Genomic DNA, 14,679 nt, shown 5'->3' with positions numbered 1-14,679 from the left:
ACGTATTCTTTAGGAGTGATCTGACCCCCAGTCGTCACAACGGTAAACGACCGGCTTCCCACGAGCCGGTCGTTTTTTGGCGTTCAGGATAGTTCGACCCAGCGGCGCGACAAATTCCGTGCTTGTTCCCGGTACTCGTCATCTTCGACGATCGGATTGCTGAGTCGAGGAGTGGAATCCGCATAATAGCCGCCGTTGTCAAGTGGATCGTCGGTTGTTGCGAGATAGAGCGCCGTCTTCGCACCGTATTCCGGTGTATAAAGTTTTCCGGTCCAGTATCCGACTTGCGCGACTGGTTTGAGTAACGTCTTCATCACTTTGCCGTACTTGCCGCGGTAGAACAAATCCGTATTGACGATCCCCGGGTGGACGCTGACGAACGTGATCCGGTCGCCGTGCTTTTCAGCTAGCTCACGCATATGAATCATTTGCAGGAGCTTCGATTCGCGGTAAGAACGCATCGGGTTGTAATGTTCTTTTTTGACGTGCGCGATCGCCTCAAGTTCGACGTCGGTCCGGATCAAGCCGCCTTCACCGGCGAGAGAGGAAATCGAGATGACGCGCGGATCTTGTCCTTTTTCGAGTAAAGGTAACAATCGCTCGATCAAGTAGAAGTGACTCAAGTAATTGACTTGGAATTGCGATTCAAAGCCGTCCTTCGTGACATGATACGGCGGTACCATGACTCCAGCATTGAGGATCAAACGGTCGATTCGACCCACCATGTCGAACAGGCGATCCGCAAAACGACGGACGGAGTCAAGTTGATCCAGTTGCACAATCTCGATTTCCAGTTGTGTATGCGATACACCGTTTTCCCGCAACAGTTGAACGAGTGCCGTCGCTTTTTTCTGAGACCGGACGGTCGCGATGACACGATCTCCCCGCTCCAGTAATTCTTGAATCGTGACCATTCCCATACCAGAATTGGCACCCGTAACGATACAGATGTTCATCCCTCTTCCTCCTTGATGTTCCATTTTGAACGCATTAGTCCTGCTTCTAGTTTTCCTTTTTCTATTCGTTTATACACCTTATTTTAGTGTTATTTTTCGAAATTTTCAAAAAGTAACGTATACTAAGAAGAGAGCATGTCATCAAGAAAGAGGTGGTGGGATGGAAGAAGGTACGATTTTGTTCGTCGCAGGCACACTATTACTGATTGCAATCATCACGACGAAGTTCGCTGTCCGGTTAAATGTACCGACGTTGATCCTATTCGTCGTTGTCGGTATCATCGCCGGGTCCGACGTTTCAGGAATCATCAACTTCGGTGATTTTGAACAGGCCCGTCTCTATGGGACAATGGCGCTCGTCTTGATTCTATTTGACGGTGGCTTGCATACAAAATGGACGCATTTCCGAAAGATTCTCCCCGCCGCCCTGTCGCTCGCGACCATCGGAGTCCTCGCAACGACAGGAATCATCGCCTTCGTCGCACATTATCTGCTTGATTTTTCTTGGCCGGTCGCGTTACTGATCGGTGCACTCGTCGGCTCAACCGATGCGGCGGCTGTCTTTTCTCTGTTAAGTGGACGACCGGTCGATGCTAAGGTCAAACATACGCTTGAAGCGGAGTCTGGAACGAATGACCCGATGGCTGTCTTTCTCACGATCTTATTCACATCGTTTGCATTGGCACCGGAATCGTTCTCGATTGGTGCGGGTATTCTTTCCTTCATCTACGAGATGGGACTTGGGACACTAGTTGGTCTTGCGATCGGGTATCTCGTCACGCAACTGCTGAACCGGATCGAGTTGCCATCGTCCGCCCTTTATCCGACGCTTCTGTTCAGTGGGGCGCTCTTCTCGTATGGTCTCGCGACGATTTTGCACGCCAGTGGGTTTCTCGCCGTCTATCTGACCGGAATCTGGATCAACAATCATGATATGATCTACCGCGAGACGCTCAAACGATTTAGTGGTAGCTTGTCGCATCTAGCAGAGATCGGCATGTTCATCATGCTGGGACTGCTCGTCTTTCCAAAACAATTACTTGATCCTCGGACCTTGTTCGTCTCGGCCGTCATCGTCCTGACGTTAATCCTGCTCGCTCGTCCACTTGCCGTCGTCTTGTCGTTGCTTCCGTTTCGGTACACGGTCAAAGAACAGAGTGTCATCACGGCAGCCGGATTACGGGGCGCCGTTCCGATCATTCTCGCGACCTATCCGCTTTCGAGTGGTCTTTCTGAAGCGCCGCTTCTTTTCAATATCGTCTTCTTCACCGTCATGACGTCTGCTCTTTTGCAAGGAACGGCCTTGCCGTGGATCGTCCGGCGAATGGGGCTAGAAACACAGCCCGACACGACGGTCGAACCGTTCCTGAAATTCATGACCGTCACCCATCCGCAAGCGGAGATCATCGAGGTCAGGGTCTCGACAAACAGTGTGATTGCCGGAAGAACGTTACAGGATATCGAGATGCCCCAGGATGTGCTCGTCGTTGCGATCATTCGTGAAGATGAAATCTTGACGCCGCGTGGTCAGACACGTGTCCTCGTAGACGATCAACTGTTGATTTTAACACCTAAACAAGCGGATCAGGACGTGCGACGGTTGATCGCGTCACTCGGAATATAGATCATTTGACACATCCTCCAGTAGGGTGTGTTTTTTGATGAAGATTGATATACTCAAAAAGGAAAATAAAGGAGGAACCTTGATGTTGAAACGATTACTTGCCGTCATCTTGACCACCACGCTCGTTTGCACCGTCCTAGCATACATATCCTATACACCGCTCCGAGATCGGACATCGGATACGATGTATGATTCATTCGGTTCAACATTTTTGTCATACGTCTTATTCGCCTTGCCGATCATCTTGCTGTCCGGCTTCTTACTCGACTTCCTTATCGGCATGATCATCAACCGGTCATCGACGACATTAGCGTATATGCCGACAGTCCTCGGTTACGGAGTGTACGGTATCGTGATTGCGAGTCTTCTGATTTTCTCGACGAAGGACTCATTTGACCTGCCGCTTTCTTTTACGATCGCTGCTCTGACAGCAATGATCTATTACAGTCTGTCCGTCGTCTTTAATCGATTGTCACAGCACGCGCACTAAAAAAACGAACAGACACGTCTGCTTACTCGCGGACGTGCCTGTTCGTGTTATTCTGCTTCCATTCGTTCAATCGTGATGACACCCGGTGGACGATGCGGGAAGGTCAACGTCAGACCGGCAAAGCGACAAATATCATCTTCGTTCGGTGCCCGGTGCACCCACTCGATCGTCTCTTGCCGTGCTAGCGCGTGGCGGATCCGGTTATCGGCTTGTGTACGCGAGATGCCGCGGCAATCAACATTCGTGATATACGTTGCTTCGTCCGACTCGATCTGTTGCCAAATCCCGAGGATCAGTTGACCAATCGGACTGACGGATTGACCATCCGGTTCTTCACTGCTGACGGCAGCATCGAGCATTTCGATGACAGCGTCACAAGTCTCACCGGAAGCAAGCAATCGCGTCGATCCTTGTTGTAGAATCCGGTAACGCGTCACGCCGTTCTCGAGCCACAAGCGCTGTGCGAATGGATTGACCGGAACACCGTGGAAAAATGTCTGCGTCCCGCGCCAAGCAAAACCAAATGATGGGTCGTACGCCCGAATCGTCGCCATGGCACGATCATGGAACTTAGCGATCGTCTGTCGTTCCGTTTCCAGTAAGTTTCGGATCGCCTCTTCATCCTCTAACGGTACAGACTTTGGTGTCACAGTAAATAATTCCGATTCCGGTAAGCGGTGTGGGGACAAAATCGTTCCGTCGAAACGATAATCGTTCGCCGGACGTCCAGTACGCCCGACGGATAAGCGCCACGTCCGTTCTTCCGGCATGAAGGCATAACTTTGATGGGCAAAAGGTGGTGCGACGAACAGTCCCGGAAACGGATCGAATGTGTCGACTCGCAGGACGTCACCGTCATACCAGCACTCTTCGATCAGACGGACGAGCCGTCCGACGGGTGCATTACGGTCCGTCAGGTAACGACCGGTATTCGCATGAAATCCGAGTAAGAACTCGCGCTCTTCTTCTTGGAACGTCACCATCAAGAGTTGGAACAACGACGCAATCTGCTGCTCGACGAGTTGCGGATCCTCCCCCGTCTCTGCCTCAAACGCGACCATCTTCCAGCCGGACCGTTCATAGAGATGAATCGTCACCGGGAAGAACAGGAAGGCACCATGTGTCGCTTCGAGTTTGACCATGTCTTGCATCGCTAGGCGTTCCGTCAGTAAGGAAAAGCCCATTCGTTCGAAATGATCTTGCAACCGTCGTTTCCAATGTGTGAACTCCACGCAACCATCCCCTCTCGCAAATTATGCGCCGCGTTTTCGTAACGGATTCTTTGACCAGTAGATGTAGAGACCAACGAGTCCCGCGATGCCGATGAGATAAGACGGCATTCCGCTGACTTGAATCAAGACGTCCGGTGCCGGGAAGACCGTCACGAGCAGTGCCTTATAGGTTGAGAATAAAATGAAGCTGATGACGAATTGAATCCACACCCGCGGTTTGACTTGTTTAAGCTTCGGTGCCGTGATGACTTGTGACATCGCATCGATCAAGAAAAGAGCGATGATTGAGAAGAATAAGTAATCGATCAGGGCGAATTGGAACAATCCGTCGATCCCTTCGATGAAGATGAACATCAGAATTGAGGAGACATAGTTTCGTGTCCAGCGTTTTTGCGTCTCCATCCGATGTCGTTGTGGTAACTCAGCGATCATCTGATCGAGGCGTGCTTCGACGGATAGACCGTGAATCTCTTCGAATGGACGCTGCTTCCGCTGGGCTTCGTAGATATCTGCCCGCAGACGGTCTTCAATTTCCGTCCGGTCCGGTTCTGCGACATTCAGATTCAAGCGTGGTAATACGGTTTCTAATAGACGTGTGTTGGCTTTCGTTAATTTCAATCGATTTCCCCCTTTTTCATGTTTAAGTATACTGGGTTTTTGGGAAAAATACGTAGTGGAAGTAAAAGATTGCTTGACGAAACGATGAAGAATGTTCAGAATTATTAAAATATAGTGTCAGAATCAGACAGAAAGGACGTGTCGAACCATGCGTCAAACATTGACGAGCGCCGCCTTGATCACCTTACTGACAAGTGCGGGCATCGCCTTCCCGTTGGCTGAAGCGAAGCCACCCGTTGACCAAGAACCGGTCGAACTCGATCAGCAACAGTAACAAACGCCTGAAACAGAATAACAATAACCCGCGCTCAAGCAGGAGCGCGGGTTATTTCATGTATCACTTGGTTGGGTGACGCGTTCGTCAATCGTGACGGTCCACGTGACGACCGTCGTGCTGTCACGAACGCCCTGTACTTCGATCGTCGAGAGGAGTTCAGCAATACCACCTGATCGTAAAGTGTCCTCCATCTGCTTCGGTTCAGCATACGGTGTTCCCGGGCACTCGAGCAAACCATCCGTCGTCACGAACAATCGGTTGTCCCCTTGCCGCAACTCGCGGACGCCTCGTGTGTAACTCGGGACCGGTAAGGCAAACGTATTTGCACGACCGATCCATTCATAGAATTGACGCTGGTTTAAAGCAGCTTGTCCCATGTTCATCAACTCTGGATGAAACAGGTACAAGACGACATCACCAATGGATAACCACCAGATGAAGCGCCCTTTGCGGACGGCGATCAAACAAGCGGTTTCTCCTTGCAACATCGCACACGCCGCTAAAAAGTCCGGGTCTTGAAATAGATCCAGCACGGTCGTCTCGATCCGTCGGAATGCTTCCGTAAGTGGTGCATCAAGATCAGTCCGAATACGCGACTCGTGTTGTGCCAACTGCTCTAAGACAAGTGCTGCACTATCCGCTGTCTTATGAGCGTCTAAGACGACGGTCATCTCCCAATCGTCGCCGATCAAGATGGCAGCCCCGTCTTCGTTTTTATATTGACCGCTTCTTGAGCAGCCTCCGAATCGACCGAGCGTCACCCGACCAATCTGGTCAATCTGCTTCGTGTCAACGAATGGTTCGTCGGATCCGACCCAGTAGTAGGATGATTGTGTCGTCTGCATGCATCAGTCTTCCCTTCTTTAGATCTCCCGCAAGTACGGTTGCAGGAATAAGCGTAATCGTTTTTCGTAGTTATCCGGGTCCATCGTATACGTCTCGTCATGATCGGCATCGCGCACCGGATACAATTGTTTTAATCCCGTTTTTGCTTGATACAGTTCATACATCATCCGAACCGGAACGAGTTCGTCCTTCATTCCATGAATGAACATCGTCGGAACCCGACTCTTCGTTGCTTGACGCGTCACGGAGACGTCGCCATAAAAGAAATCTTGCTCGCCTTTGTTCCACATGCTCGCGACCGTCAGAGACGGTAGTGCCGGGTAACGGATCTGTTCGTCCGCAAGTAGACTGAACCAGTCGTCGAGTCGGGCGTAAGCTCCTTCAGCGACGATCGCCCGGACTTGGGTTGGTACGGTCTCGCCAGAAGCGAGTAAGACGGTCGCTGCGCCGACACCGAGTCCGTGATAGACGATCCGTGTATCGTCTCCGTTTTCAGCAAGCAGGCGCTTTGTCCATTCCAAGACATCCAGTCGATCGAGCCAACCGTAGTTCCGGACGCCACCGCTTCGATCCTGCCCACGCCGTTCGATGAGTAGGACATTGAAACCAGCCTCATGGTAATAGCGGGCAAGCGCATAAACACCGGTCTGTGAAAACATCATCTCATCCGGGACGAGGAGGACTGTTTGTTTGCTGCTGTCAACCGGTAGATAACGCCCGAAGCGGACGATCCCGTCCTTCGACCATTGCTGCGTCTCGCTCGTTTGTTTAAACCATGTCTCGTCGTTCGTCACCTGTCCGTCCGTTCTTGTCGTCTTCAGAATCGGAGAAGCATCCGACTGACCGATCAATGTTTCTTGCATCCGGTATCCATCATAGATGATGAACAGTAGCAGACACGTGACGAGCAACACGATGCCGATTCCCCATTTGCGCATGTGCTTCGCTTCCTTTCCGACAGTGAGTCTTTCCTTATTCGTCGTCGGTTTTCACTTCCCCTGCTAACGGGGTCGAAAGGAACGATTGTTTATACCAGCGCTGTAAGGTATCGATATCCGTTCGTTCAAAATAAAGCGCGTTAAAAGCAGTATTGCCCCGTAGTTGAATCTCAATCCGGGCAATCTCCTTTGCTTCGAGCCAGCGAGAAACGGACCATGTCAATTCCTCGATTTTCAGTCGTGGCGTATAGACGGTCTCTTTTTGGACCCATTGTTTGCGTAACATCAAGAGATCGTGGCCGGTGCCGAAACGGGTCTTTCGGTAACCGCTGCGCACAGCGAAGTAATAGAACGGTAACCAGATGAACAGAAGCAAGATCAGGAAGCGCCATGAGGAATCAAGGACGATAATGACGACACTGCTTAATGCAGTAAACAACAGCGCATAACCGAGTAACGGCCAACGAACCCGGTAGCGAAAGCCAACCGGTGCGACTTCATGCTGCGGGCTGAACTGTCGAAAGCGCGGCAGATATGTCGCCAGAAACGGATCAATCTCGTTCGTCCGGATGAACGGATGGAGCAACAGTCGCTCCTTCTCTCCGGTCGCCGAGATGATGTGCAAGGACAGGCTCGCTCGTCCGATCAAACGCTGAATCCAGCTTTCCTGAATGACGAGGGCTTGAATCTTATCAGCATGAAACGCGACCTCGGTCCGGTTCAACATCCCGTACCCGATCAACAATCGGTTGTGTTGCAAAACGGCACGGTACGAACCGTATTTCAAGATATAGACGATGATCGAGCCGATGTAGATGACGAGTAAGACGAGTACGCCAAGTCCCGTCAAAACGAACAACGATAAATGAGCGAGTTCTGAGAACAGTCGATCGACATAACGTTCAATGAACTGATCGATGAATTGATAGGCGGTCCCGATCCCGACGAGCGCTAGTCCGACGCGTCCTGACAAGGCACCGGCTAATGCCAAATCGCGGATTGGAATCGTATAGGCGACTTCCGCCTGTTGTTCTTCGACGACGAGCTGTCCCTCGTTTTTGATCGACGACTTCAGTTCTTTCGCAAAATCAAGACGGATCCCCTTCAGTTCGACTTCCGGTGTTCCGCTCTCGGACGATGTCTCGACGGTCAACGTCGCAAGCCGAAGCAATCGTTCGATGACGTTTTGCTGAATGCCGATCGACTCGATCCGTTTACGTTGCGTCGTCCGTTCACTTTTTTGGAGAATTCCTTTGCGGACCCGAATCGTCTCGGCATCAATCGTGAACGTATAGAAATACCAGGAGGCGATCCCGTATAAGAGGACGAACACAATCCCGACACTGATCCCGATCCACGTATAGGTGTTGATCTCGCCTTTTCGGATCGCATTTAAAATCAAGGCGGCGAACGGAATCAGGAGCGAGCGGATGATCGAGATACTCGACATCACGATGAACAGCGGGTGGACGCGCCGGGTCATAACGATTCCTCCTCCCGCTCCTCGAGTTTCGCGAATCGTTCGACTTGTGTGCGTAGCGCGTCTCCTTGCGCACGATCGAGTCTTGACAACGTGACGAAGCCGGATGCCGTTCGAATATCAAGTGTGATCAAATCATAGCGACGCAGGATCGGTCCCGTTTGGCTATCGATCAATTGCACCTTGACGAGCGGCACAGTGACTTCGCGGCGGAAGAAGATGCCGTTGCGGACGACGAGAAATTCCTCATCGATACGATAACGCATATACTTCAAGCGAAGAACGGGTATGTAGACGATACGGGGAATGAAATAGATCAGCCAAAGTAGACCGACGATGCCCATCCACCAAGGTGTCAGGTCGAGCCACATGACTTGGGTGATCGTCGTTCCGATCAAGATGACGGCGATTAAGCCGTGTAACGGCAACAATCCGAGCCGTTCTGCTCGAATCGATCGTTCTGGCAGCGTATGCCATTGTACAGTAGACATCAAAAAACACTTCCTTTCGTTTCCATTTACGGTTAAAAACGTCGCTTGGTTTCAGACAGCGGTTGACATTTTGTTTGAATTCATCGCATATATAGAAGTGAAGAACTGTAACACCAAGGAGGAACCATGTTAACTTTTGAAGAAAAATTACGAATTATCGAGACGTTCCCGCAACTCGTCCGAAAAGATGTCTCACTAAAGCGTGTCAATTTCCAATTTCCGGACAGTCAGTACGAGAAGAAGAATCTCGTCTATCATTTACATCCGAACGGTAACGGCTTCGTCTATGCCGCTGGTCTACCAGGTTATGAAACGGACGAAAAAGGGTTCGTCAACATCCGTGAATTCTCAGAGCCTGCTTTAATTCTCTTATTAGAAGATGCAATCAAAGCACTCTCAACAGTCCAATCGGTCGAAACACTCGAAGAAACATGGGTCAACGATAACCAGTTCGAATTGACGTTACTCAATGAAGACATCGACACGTGGCTCGTCTACGCCGGTGATCTTTTAGACGGTGCATTCAACTCGTATAAGGAAGCAGCGAATTATCTTGAAGAAGAAGGCTTCCGCCGTAAATAAGACAATGAGCGATCCGGTTAATCCGGGTCGCTCATTTTCATGACGATACGATTGAGTGCCGCTTTGACGACTTGAAGGTCTTCTTCATCGACGTCAAGTGTCCGGACGAGATCAAGCGGAACAGTTTCTGCTTGTTTCCGTAACGCACGACCGGCATCGGTCAAAAAAATCTGGATGTGTCGTTCGTCTTCCGGTTTACGGACGCGTCGCAACAAATCTGCTGCTTCGAGTTTCTTTAGTAACGGCGTCAACGTACCGGAGTCAAGATGGAGCCGTTCGCCGATTGCTTTAAGTGATTGTCCCTCCTCCTCCCAGACGACGAGCATGACGAGATATTGTGGATACGTCAGACCAAGGGGTTCAAGTAACGGACGATAACGACGCGTGATCTCACGCGAAATCGCATACAACGGAAAACAGAGTTGTTCATCTAAGGCTAACGGGTTCATAAAAAATTCCTCCTATCGTGAGCAAACGAGTTGCATTTCGATTTAAATTGTATACAATCTAATTGTAAGCTACTTATTTGAATCTAACAATGAATTCGAGTTTCTTTAGTAACGGCGTCAACGTACCGGAGTCAAGATGGAGCCGTTCGCCGATTGCTTTAAGTGATTGTCCCTCCTCCTCCCAGACGACGAGCATGACGAGATATTGTGGATACGTCAGACCAAGGGGTTCAAGTAACGGACGATAACGACGCGTGATCTCACGCGAAATCGCATACAACGGAAAACAGAGTTGTTCATCTAAGGCTAACGGGTTCATAAAAAATTCCTCCTATCGTGAGCAAACGAGTTGCATTTCGATTTAAATTGTATACAATCTAATTGTAAGCTACTTATTTGAATCTAACAATGAAAGGGAGTTACACACATGAAACCAATGTTCACATCATCTGCAACAGCTGTCGGAGGTCGCGACGGACGCGTCGTATCGGAGGACGGAATCCTTGACGTCGCCCTCGCAATGCCTGTACCAGGATCAAAAAAACAAGCAACAAACCCAGAGCAACTCTTTGCTGCAGGATACTCTGCTTGCTTCGACTCTGCTTTAAACATGGTCGCTCGCAAACAAGGGATCAAACATGATGGCAGTGAAGTTACAGCACACGTGACGTTAAACGAAGCAGCTGACGGATTCATGCTTTCCGTCGAACTTGATGTTCTCGTCCGCGGGATCTCAGAAGAAGCGGCCGCTGAACTCGCGAAAGTCGCACATACCGTCTGCCCTTACTCGCGTGCAACTGCTGGAAACATCCAAGTTGACGTCTACACACGTACGACTGACGCAGAATAAGTGTAGCATCTCTAGCCAGCCTGAGGTTTACTCTCGGCTGGTTTTTTGTTTTTTATATTAATTATGGTATCTGAAATAATTATATGTTCATACAGACGGGACTGATTCAAAAGTCAGTTTTTACAAAGATAAGGTTGGCAGATCATCATTCTGCCAACCTTATCTCGTAACAAAAAGAATGACGCGTCTTTTCACGCCCTTTCCTCAGGCGAGACACAAGCCAGTTTTCCTGCCTTATTCAAGCAGGAAAGCGGGTCTTGTTTGTCTCTGACAGCGCAAAGATGCGCTTTTTCTGTAGGAGTAGCGTGTGACGCGTCATTCTTTTTTTGAGTCAGCCCCACCTTTTTATAATTGATGGACTGATAAGATGACAAGTTCCCCGGACACAGTGACATAATAGGCATCTTCGAAGCGATAGCGTTCATTGTGTTCTGCGTCATAGACGGTGACCATTGGTTCCGCGTTGTCTCCAATCGCTTCGTGTAGATAGAAACGTCCGCGTAAGACACGTTCGAACGGTTCTTTATCAAGGAATCGGGCACCGTTGCGTAAGTTGATTACTTCATGATGGTGCTCGGACCGGTCATTAACGATGAAGATCGTCGACTCAACGTCATCGTACGTGAAGTCAAGCGGTTCATAGTCACTCCACTGGATCCGGGCGACCTCTTCGACACTCGCTTCCGTATCAATCCGATAAAAGATTTCTTCGTTCAGACGATCGGTATAGGCACTGAAGATGAGATGCCCTTCTTGTTCCCCGAGATACTGGACGGTGTCCCCTTCCCCGTCTAATTTCAATAGTGTCGCAAATGATAAATGTTCGACACCTTGTTCAATCTCCTCAATCAAGGTCGACAGTGGTGCGATCAACAGACTTTCGGAGTGATCAATCGGATCTTCTGGTGAGATGACACCACTTTCAAGGGCGTCATAGAACGAGAACTCATCGAGCCGAGCGTTACAGACGATGTACTCCTTGTCTTCGAGCGTGACGAGAAAGAAATAGAGTTCCCGGTAATTCTCCGTCATCCCGTAGAGCCGTGGATCGCGAATCGTCTGCCGTGATTCGTCCTTGACGTCATACAGAAACGCAGATGTCGTATCCGTCGTCTGCAAGAATACGAGATAGTTCTCATTGAGCACCCAGTAGAGCGTCAAATCCCCTTCCACGTAAAACGACGCAATCTGCTCGCGTTTCCCGGACAAGAGATCGAGGACGAGCACTTCCGTCTCTCCGCCTTGCTCTTGCGTATGTTCATTCAGACAATAGACCTTTCCATGACGAACAAACGGACGGGTTGGTCCATGATCCGTCAAAGCCTGCTGCGTCAGATCGACTTGTTCTTGATCTTCAAGATCATACCGGCTGATGTGGTAACGGGCGTCATCGAGGCGACGTCGAAAATAGATCGACGACGGTGTGACATGCAAGACATCCATATGATCGGCGGGTAAAGCACGGGCATCCACTATTTCCATGATTAATCTCCTCCCGGACACGTACTACTTGTCTTTTTCCCACGAATCGTACTGCTTCAAACAGGGTCTTCTTGTGCGTTTAGTAAAGCAGAGTGCTACAATATGGCTAGATGACTACAGAATGAGGAAGGTGCGAAACGGTGCAATCACAAGATTTAAATACGATGATGCTCGAATACGTCAATGATAAGGAAGAATACGATGCCTATGCCGACAAGTTGAAGATGCTTCTGTCCGAGTTGCTCGACGCGGCAGGCATCAAATACCACTCAATCGTCGCCCGGACGAAGGACTCCGAGAGTCTGTATCAAAAAGTCTTACGTCAACCGAACAAATACCGTTCGCTTAAGGACGTCCATGACTTGACCGGGATCCGGATCGTCACTTATTTCCATGACGATGTCCGGGAAGCGGCACGCATCATCGAGAATGAGTTCGCAATCGATCGCGATCAATCGGTCGATAAGTCAACGTTGCTCGATACGACGGAATTTGGTTACCTCTCGGTCCACTTCGTCGCGTCACTCAGTGAACAGCGGCTTGCCTTGAGCGAGTATGGTCGTTTCAAGGACTATACGGCAGAGATCCAAATCCGCTCGATCCTGCAACACGCTTGGGCGGAGATCGAACATGATCTCGGATATAAAAATCCGAACAGCGTCCCGGCAGAAGTCCGGCGTAGCTTCAGTCGAGTGGCAGGACTTCTAGAGATCGCCGATCAGGAGTTCGTCAACATCAAGAAGCAATTGAAACAATTCGAAGATGAGACGGTCCAACAAATCTTGTCTGACCCCCATCAAGTCCGGATCACGGCAGATAACTTGAACTATTTCATCGATCATTCCCCTGTCATCAGCGAACTCGACAAACGTCTCGTCACGTCACAAATGATGCTCGATTCCGATCAACAGTTGATCAACGAACTGATCCGGATGTTCCATTACGTCGATATTCGGACGTACGGTGAACTGATTGAAGCGGTCTCGACACATAGTCCGCTCGCCTTACGTTGTGCAAAGGTCATGCCGAATCCATTCCTGCCCCGTCAAGGAATCGGGATCGCCTATATCTGTATGGCATTGACGATCGCTGGTGAAGATACGCACCGCATTGACTACTTCTTCCGCCGTTTCTATCCGGAGTTACGTAACGTCGAAGAAATCGTCGCTCAAGTCGCCCGTGTCGTCGAGTCAGATGATTCAAGAGAAAAATATTGATTAAACTAAAATTTTTCACTATACTAAATCACGAGTGAAAGAAACTACGGTATAGAAAGAGTGAAGGATACATGGCAACTACACTAGAAGTAGCACTACGCGATCAGTTGATCGTTGATACGGAAAAAGGATTACGGATGAACTACCGCGCGATCAAAAAGGACGTGCGTAGCATGTTTACGACTTACTTGACACGTAACGAGTTCTTCATCTTAAAATCACTTTGTGCGAACAGTCCACAAATTGCTTCAGCGCTCTCACAAGAGTTCCAGTTTTCAGCAAGCATGATTACGGCTCTGGCAGACGAATTGACGAAAAAAGAGTTGATCTCACGTGAGCGGAGCGAGCTCGATCGTCGCGTCGTCGAACTGCGGGCAACATCGAAAGGCATTGAGCTTTACGAAAAACTCGAGTCGATGAAGATGGACTACCTTGCAGACGTCTTTGAGGACTTCTCGGATCAGGAACTCGAGTTGTTCCGTTCGCTCTTAACGAAGCTTGAAAAAACAGTCTAAGCTGTTCGATGGAACGGATCCGGTCAAAAGCGATCGGATCCGTTTTTTAGTAATCGATTAGGAGGAAACACGATGTTTGATTTCGAATCAGTGCAACACTTACGAAAGACGGGGCAGTATGAAGCAGCAAAGGAACTCGTCCGTCAGTATGTCGATACAGCCCCTAACGATCCGACGGTCCTCTATCAGATGGCCTGGTGTCATGATAGTCTTGGTGAGGAACAGGCTGCTGTCCCCTACTATGAACAAGCACTTGTGCTCGGTCTTGCTGGTGAGGACCGCTTGCAAGCTTATATCGGGCTCGGCAGTACATACCGCGTCATCGGTCAGTTCAAACAAGCATCAAGCGTTTTCCGAAGTGCGTTGCTTGAATTTCCAGACGCCCACGCCTTACAAGCATTCCTCGCGATGACGGAGTACAACCTCGGTCAAGTCAATCAGGCTGTCGGTCGGTTACTCAAGAGTCTTGCTGCGACGTCGTCGGACGCCTCGATTCAGACATTTAACCGGGCACTCCGTTATTATGCCGATCATTTGGACGAGATCGACACGGAATAAAGCAACAGTTGACGATAAAATGGTTCGCACAGCATAATGTAACAGCCAAGCGGACTCGCTTTTGGCAGGAAAGG

At 49.8% G+C, this 14,679-nt stretch carries 17 protein-coding genes and 1 pseudogene; 8 read left to right on the top strand and 10 right to left on the bottom strand.

Annotated elements, in window-relative coordinates; genetic code table 11:
* Positions 1-83 precede the first annotated feature (83 nt).
* A complete protein-coding gene (locus ACN9MT_RS07900) occupies positions 84-956 on the bottom strand; it encodes an SDR family NAD(P)-dependent oxidoreductase (protein ID WP_426273411.1) in 873 nt (290 codons plus the stop codon).
* Between the two features lie 160 nt (positions 957-1,116).
* Between ACN9MT_RS07900 and ACN9MT_RS07895 the strand changes: the two genes are divergently transcribed.
* Positions 1,117-2,580: a potassium/proton antiporter gene (locus ACN9MT_RS07895; RefSeq protein WP_426273409.1), complete on the top strand. Its 1,464-nt coding sequence runs from the start codon at positions 1,117-1,119 to the stop codon at positions 2,578-2,580.
* 82 nt (positions 2,581-2,662) lie between these two features.
* Complete coding sequence (locus ACN9MT_RS07890) at positions 2,663-3,070, top strand: hypothetical protein (RefSeq protein WP_426273407.1); 408 nt, start codon at positions 2,663-2,665, stop codon at positions 3,068-3,070.
* Between the two features lie 47 nt (positions 3,071-3,117).
* Here ACN9MT_RS07890 and ACN9MT_RS07885 read toward each other — a convergent pair whose 3' ends face one another.
* Together ACN9MT_RS07885 and ACN9MT_RS07880 are read right to left on the bottom strand one after the other, a co-directional pair.
* A complete protein-coding gene (locus ACN9MT_RS07885; protein WP_426273405.1) occupies positions 3,118-4,302 on the bottom strand; it encodes a hypothetical protein in 1,185 nt (394 codons plus the stop codon).
* A 21-nt stretch (positions 4,303-4,323) separates the two neighbouring features.
* Positions 4,324-4,920 (bottom strand): DUF1129 family protein, encoded by a 597-nt coding sequence (locus tag ACN9MT_RS07880; RefSeq protein ID WP_426273403.1) that lies wholly within the window; start codon positions 4,918-4,920, stop codon positions 4,324-4,326.
* 148 nt (positions 4,921-5,068) lie between these two features.
* Here ACN9MT_RS07880 and ACN9MT_RS07875 point away from each other — a divergent pair, with 148 nt between their 5' ends.
* A complete protein-coding gene (locus ACN9MT_RS07875; protein WP_426273401.1) occupies positions 5,069-5,194 on the top strand; it encodes a hypothetical protein in 126 nt (41 codons plus the stop codon).
* A gap of 56 nt (positions 5,195-5,250) precedes the next feature.
* On the opposite strand, the gene ACN9MT_RS07870 is transcribed toward ACN9MT_RS07875, so the two are convergent.
* From ACN9MT_RS07870 to ACN9MT_RS07855, 4 genes are read right to left on the bottom strand one after another with little or no spacing between them, the layout of a single operon-like run.
* Positions 5,251-6,042 carry a protein phosphatase 2C domain-containing protein gene (locus tag ACN9MT_RS07870; protein ID WP_290786917.1) on the bottom strand — a complete coding sequence of 264 codons (792 nt, stop codon included), beginning with the start codon at positions 6,040-6,042 and terminating at the stop codon, positions 5,251-5,253.
* A gap of 18 nt (positions 6,043-6,060) precedes the next feature.
* Entirely contained in the window at positions 6,061-6,981 is a 921-nt protein-coding gene (locus ACN9MT_RS07865) for an alpha/beta hydrolase (RefSeq protein ID WP_426273399.1), read from the bottom strand.
* A gap of 34 nt (positions 6,982-7,015) precedes the next feature.
* Positions 7,016-8,464: a PH domain-containing protein gene (locus ACN9MT_RS07860; protein ID WP_426273397.1), complete on the bottom strand. Its 1,449-nt coding sequence runs from the start codon at positions 8,462-8,464 to the stop codon at positions 7,016-7,018.
* The gene (locus tag ACN9MT_RS07855; RefSeq protein ID WP_035408021.1) at positions 8,461-8,952 is read right to left on the bottom strand and encodes a PH domain-containing protein; all 492 of its coding nucleotides are present in this window, start codon (positions 8,950-8,952) and stop codon (positions 8,461-8,463) included. The genes ACN9MT_RS07860 and ACN9MT_RS07855 overlap by 4 nt, the downstream gene beginning before the upstream one ends.
* 126 nt (positions 8,953-9,078) lie before the next feature.
* Between ACN9MT_RS07855 and ACN9MT_RS07850 the strand changes: the two genes are divergently transcribed.
* The gene (locus tag ACN9MT_RS07850) at positions 9,079-9,534 is read left to right on the top strand and encodes a hypothetical protein (RefSeq protein WP_023468294.1); all 456 of its coding nucleotides are present in this window, start codon (positions 9,079-9,081) and stop codon (positions 9,532-9,534) included.
* Between the two features lie 17 nt (positions 9,535-9,551).
* Here ACN9MT_RS07850 and ACN9MT_RS07845 read toward each other — a convergent pair whose 3' ends face one another.
* Positions 9,552-9,983 (bottom strand): MarR family winged helix-turn-helix transcriptional regulator, encoded by a 432-nt coding sequence (locus ACN9MT_RS07845; protein ID WP_426273394.1) that lies wholly within the window; start codon positions 9,981-9,983, stop codon positions 9,552-9,554.
* Positions 9,984-10,077: 94 nt separating this feature from the next.
* Positions 10,078-10,302: pseudogene (locus ACN9MT_RS07840) on the bottom strand (MarR family winged helix-turn-helix transcriptional regulator); the annotation flags it as partial.
* 108 nt (positions 10,303-10,410) lie between these two features.
* On the opposite strand from ACN9MT_RS07840, the gene ACN9MT_RS07835 reads away from it, so the two are divergent.
* Positions 10,411-10,833: an organic hydroperoxide resistance protein gene (locus tag ACN9MT_RS07835; RefSeq protein ID WP_023468292.1), complete on the top strand. Its 423-nt coding sequence runs from the start codon at positions 10,411-10,413 to the stop codon at positions 10,831-10,833.
* 345 nt (positions 10,834-11,178) lie between these two features.
* Here ACN9MT_RS07835 and ACN9MT_RS07830 read toward each other — a convergent pair whose 3' ends face one another.
* Positions 11,179-12,315 carry a Six-bladed beta-propeller, TolB-like protein gene (locus ACN9MT_RS07830; RefSeq protein ID WP_426273392.1) on the bottom strand — a complete coding sequence of 379 codons (1,137 nt, stop codon included), beginning with the start codon at positions 12,313-12,315 and terminating at the stop codon, positions 11,179-11,181.
* Positions 12,316-12,455: 140 nt separating this feature from the next.
* Here ACN9MT_RS07830 and ACN9MT_RS07825 point away from each other — a divergent pair, with 140 nt between their 5' ends.
* The 3 genes from ACN9MT_RS07825 (at position 12,456) to ACN9MT_RS07815 (ending at position 14,605) form a co-directional block, all read left to right on the top strand.
* Entirely contained in the window at positions 12,456-13,532 is a 1,077-nt protein-coding gene (locus ACN9MT_RS07825) for a GTP pyrophosphokinase (RefSeq protein ID WP_235514003.1), read from the top strand.
* Between the two features lie 71 nt (positions 13,533-13,603).
* Positions 13,604-14,047 carry a MarR family winged helix-turn-helix transcriptional regulator gene (locus tag ACN9MT_RS07820; protein ID WP_426273389.1) on the top strand — a complete coding sequence of 148 codons (444 nt, stop codon included), beginning with the start codon at positions 13,604-13,606 and terminating at the stop codon, positions 14,045-14,047.
* A gap of 72 nt (positions 14,048-14,119) precedes the next feature.
* Positions 14,120-14,605: a tetratricopeptide repeat protein gene (locus tag ACN9MT_RS07815; RefSeq protein ID WP_426273388.1), complete on the top strand. Its 486-nt coding sequence runs from the start codon at positions 14,120-14,122 to the stop codon at positions 14,603-14,605.
* The last annotated feature ends 74 nt before the right edge of the window (positions 14,606-14,679 follow it).

The organism is Exiguobacterium sp. R-17 (assembly GCF_049913315.1).
In the GTDB taxonomy this organism is placed as follows: Bacteria; Bacillota; Bacilli; order Exiguobacteriales; family Exiguobacteriaceae; genus Exiguobacterium_A.
The sequence above is the reverse complement of the archived record's forward strand: the minus strand, read 5'-3'. Positions and strand labels throughout refer to the sequence as shown.

Bases quoted from the DNA above. Each gene is read 5' to 3' on its own strand.
- ACN9MT_RS07900 (WP_426273411.1), bottom strand. From the start codon at position 956: ATGAACATCTGTATCGTTACGGGTGCCAATTCTGGTATGGGAATGGTC.
- ACN9MT_RS07895 (WP_426273409.1), top strand. From the start codon at position 1,117: ATGGAAGAAGGTACGATTTTGTTCGTCGCAGGCACACTATTACTGATT.
- ACN9MT_RS07890 (WP_426273407.1), top strand. From the start codon at position 2,663: ATGTTGAAACGATTACTTGCCGTCATCTTGACCACCACGCTCGTTTGC.
- ACN9MT_RS07875 (WP_426273401.1), top strand. From the start codon at position 5,069: ATGCGTCAAACATTGACGAGCGCCGCCTTGATCACCTTACTGACAAGT.
- ACN9MT_RS07870 (WP_290786917.1), bottom strand. From the start codon at position 6,042: ATGCAGACGACACAATCATCCTACTACTGGGTCGGATCCGACGAACCA.
- ACN9MT_RS07865 (WP_426273399.1), bottom strand. From the start codon at position 6,981: ATGCGCAAATGGGGAATCGGCATCGTGTTGCTCGTCACGTGTCTGCTA.
- ACN9MT_RS07860 (WP_426273397.1), bottom strand. From the start codon at position 8,464: ATGACCCGGCGCGTCCACCCGCTGTTCATCGTGATGTCGAGTATCTCG.
- ACN9MT_RS07855 (WP_035408021.1), bottom strand. From the start codon at position 8,952: ATGTCTACTGTACAATGGCATACGCTGCCAGAACGATCGATTCGAGCA.
- ACN9MT_RS07850 (WP_023468294.1), top strand. From the start codon at position 9,079: ATGTTAACTTTTGAAGAAAAATTACGAATTATCGAGACGTTCCCGCAA.
- ACN9MT_RS07845 (WP_426273394.1), bottom strand. From the start codon at position 9,983: ATGAACCCGTTAGCCTTAGATGAACAACTCTGTTTTCCGTTGTATGCG.
- ACN9MT_RS07835 (WP_023468292.1), top strand. From the start codon at position 10,411: ATGAAACCAATGTTCACATCATCTGCAACAGCTGTCGGAGGTCGCGAC.
- ACN9MT_RS07830 (WP_426273392.1), bottom strand. From the start codon at position 12,315: ATGGAAATAGTGGATGCCCGTGCTTTACCCGCCGATCATATGGATGTC.
- ACN9MT_RS07820 (WP_426273389.1), top strand. From the start codon at position 13,604: ATGGCAACTACACTAGAAGTAGCACTACGCGATCAGTTGATCGTTGAT.
- ACN9MT_RS07815 (WP_426273388.1), top strand. From the start codon at position 14,120: ATGTTTGATTTCGAATCAGTGCAACACTTACGAAAGACGGGGCAGTAT.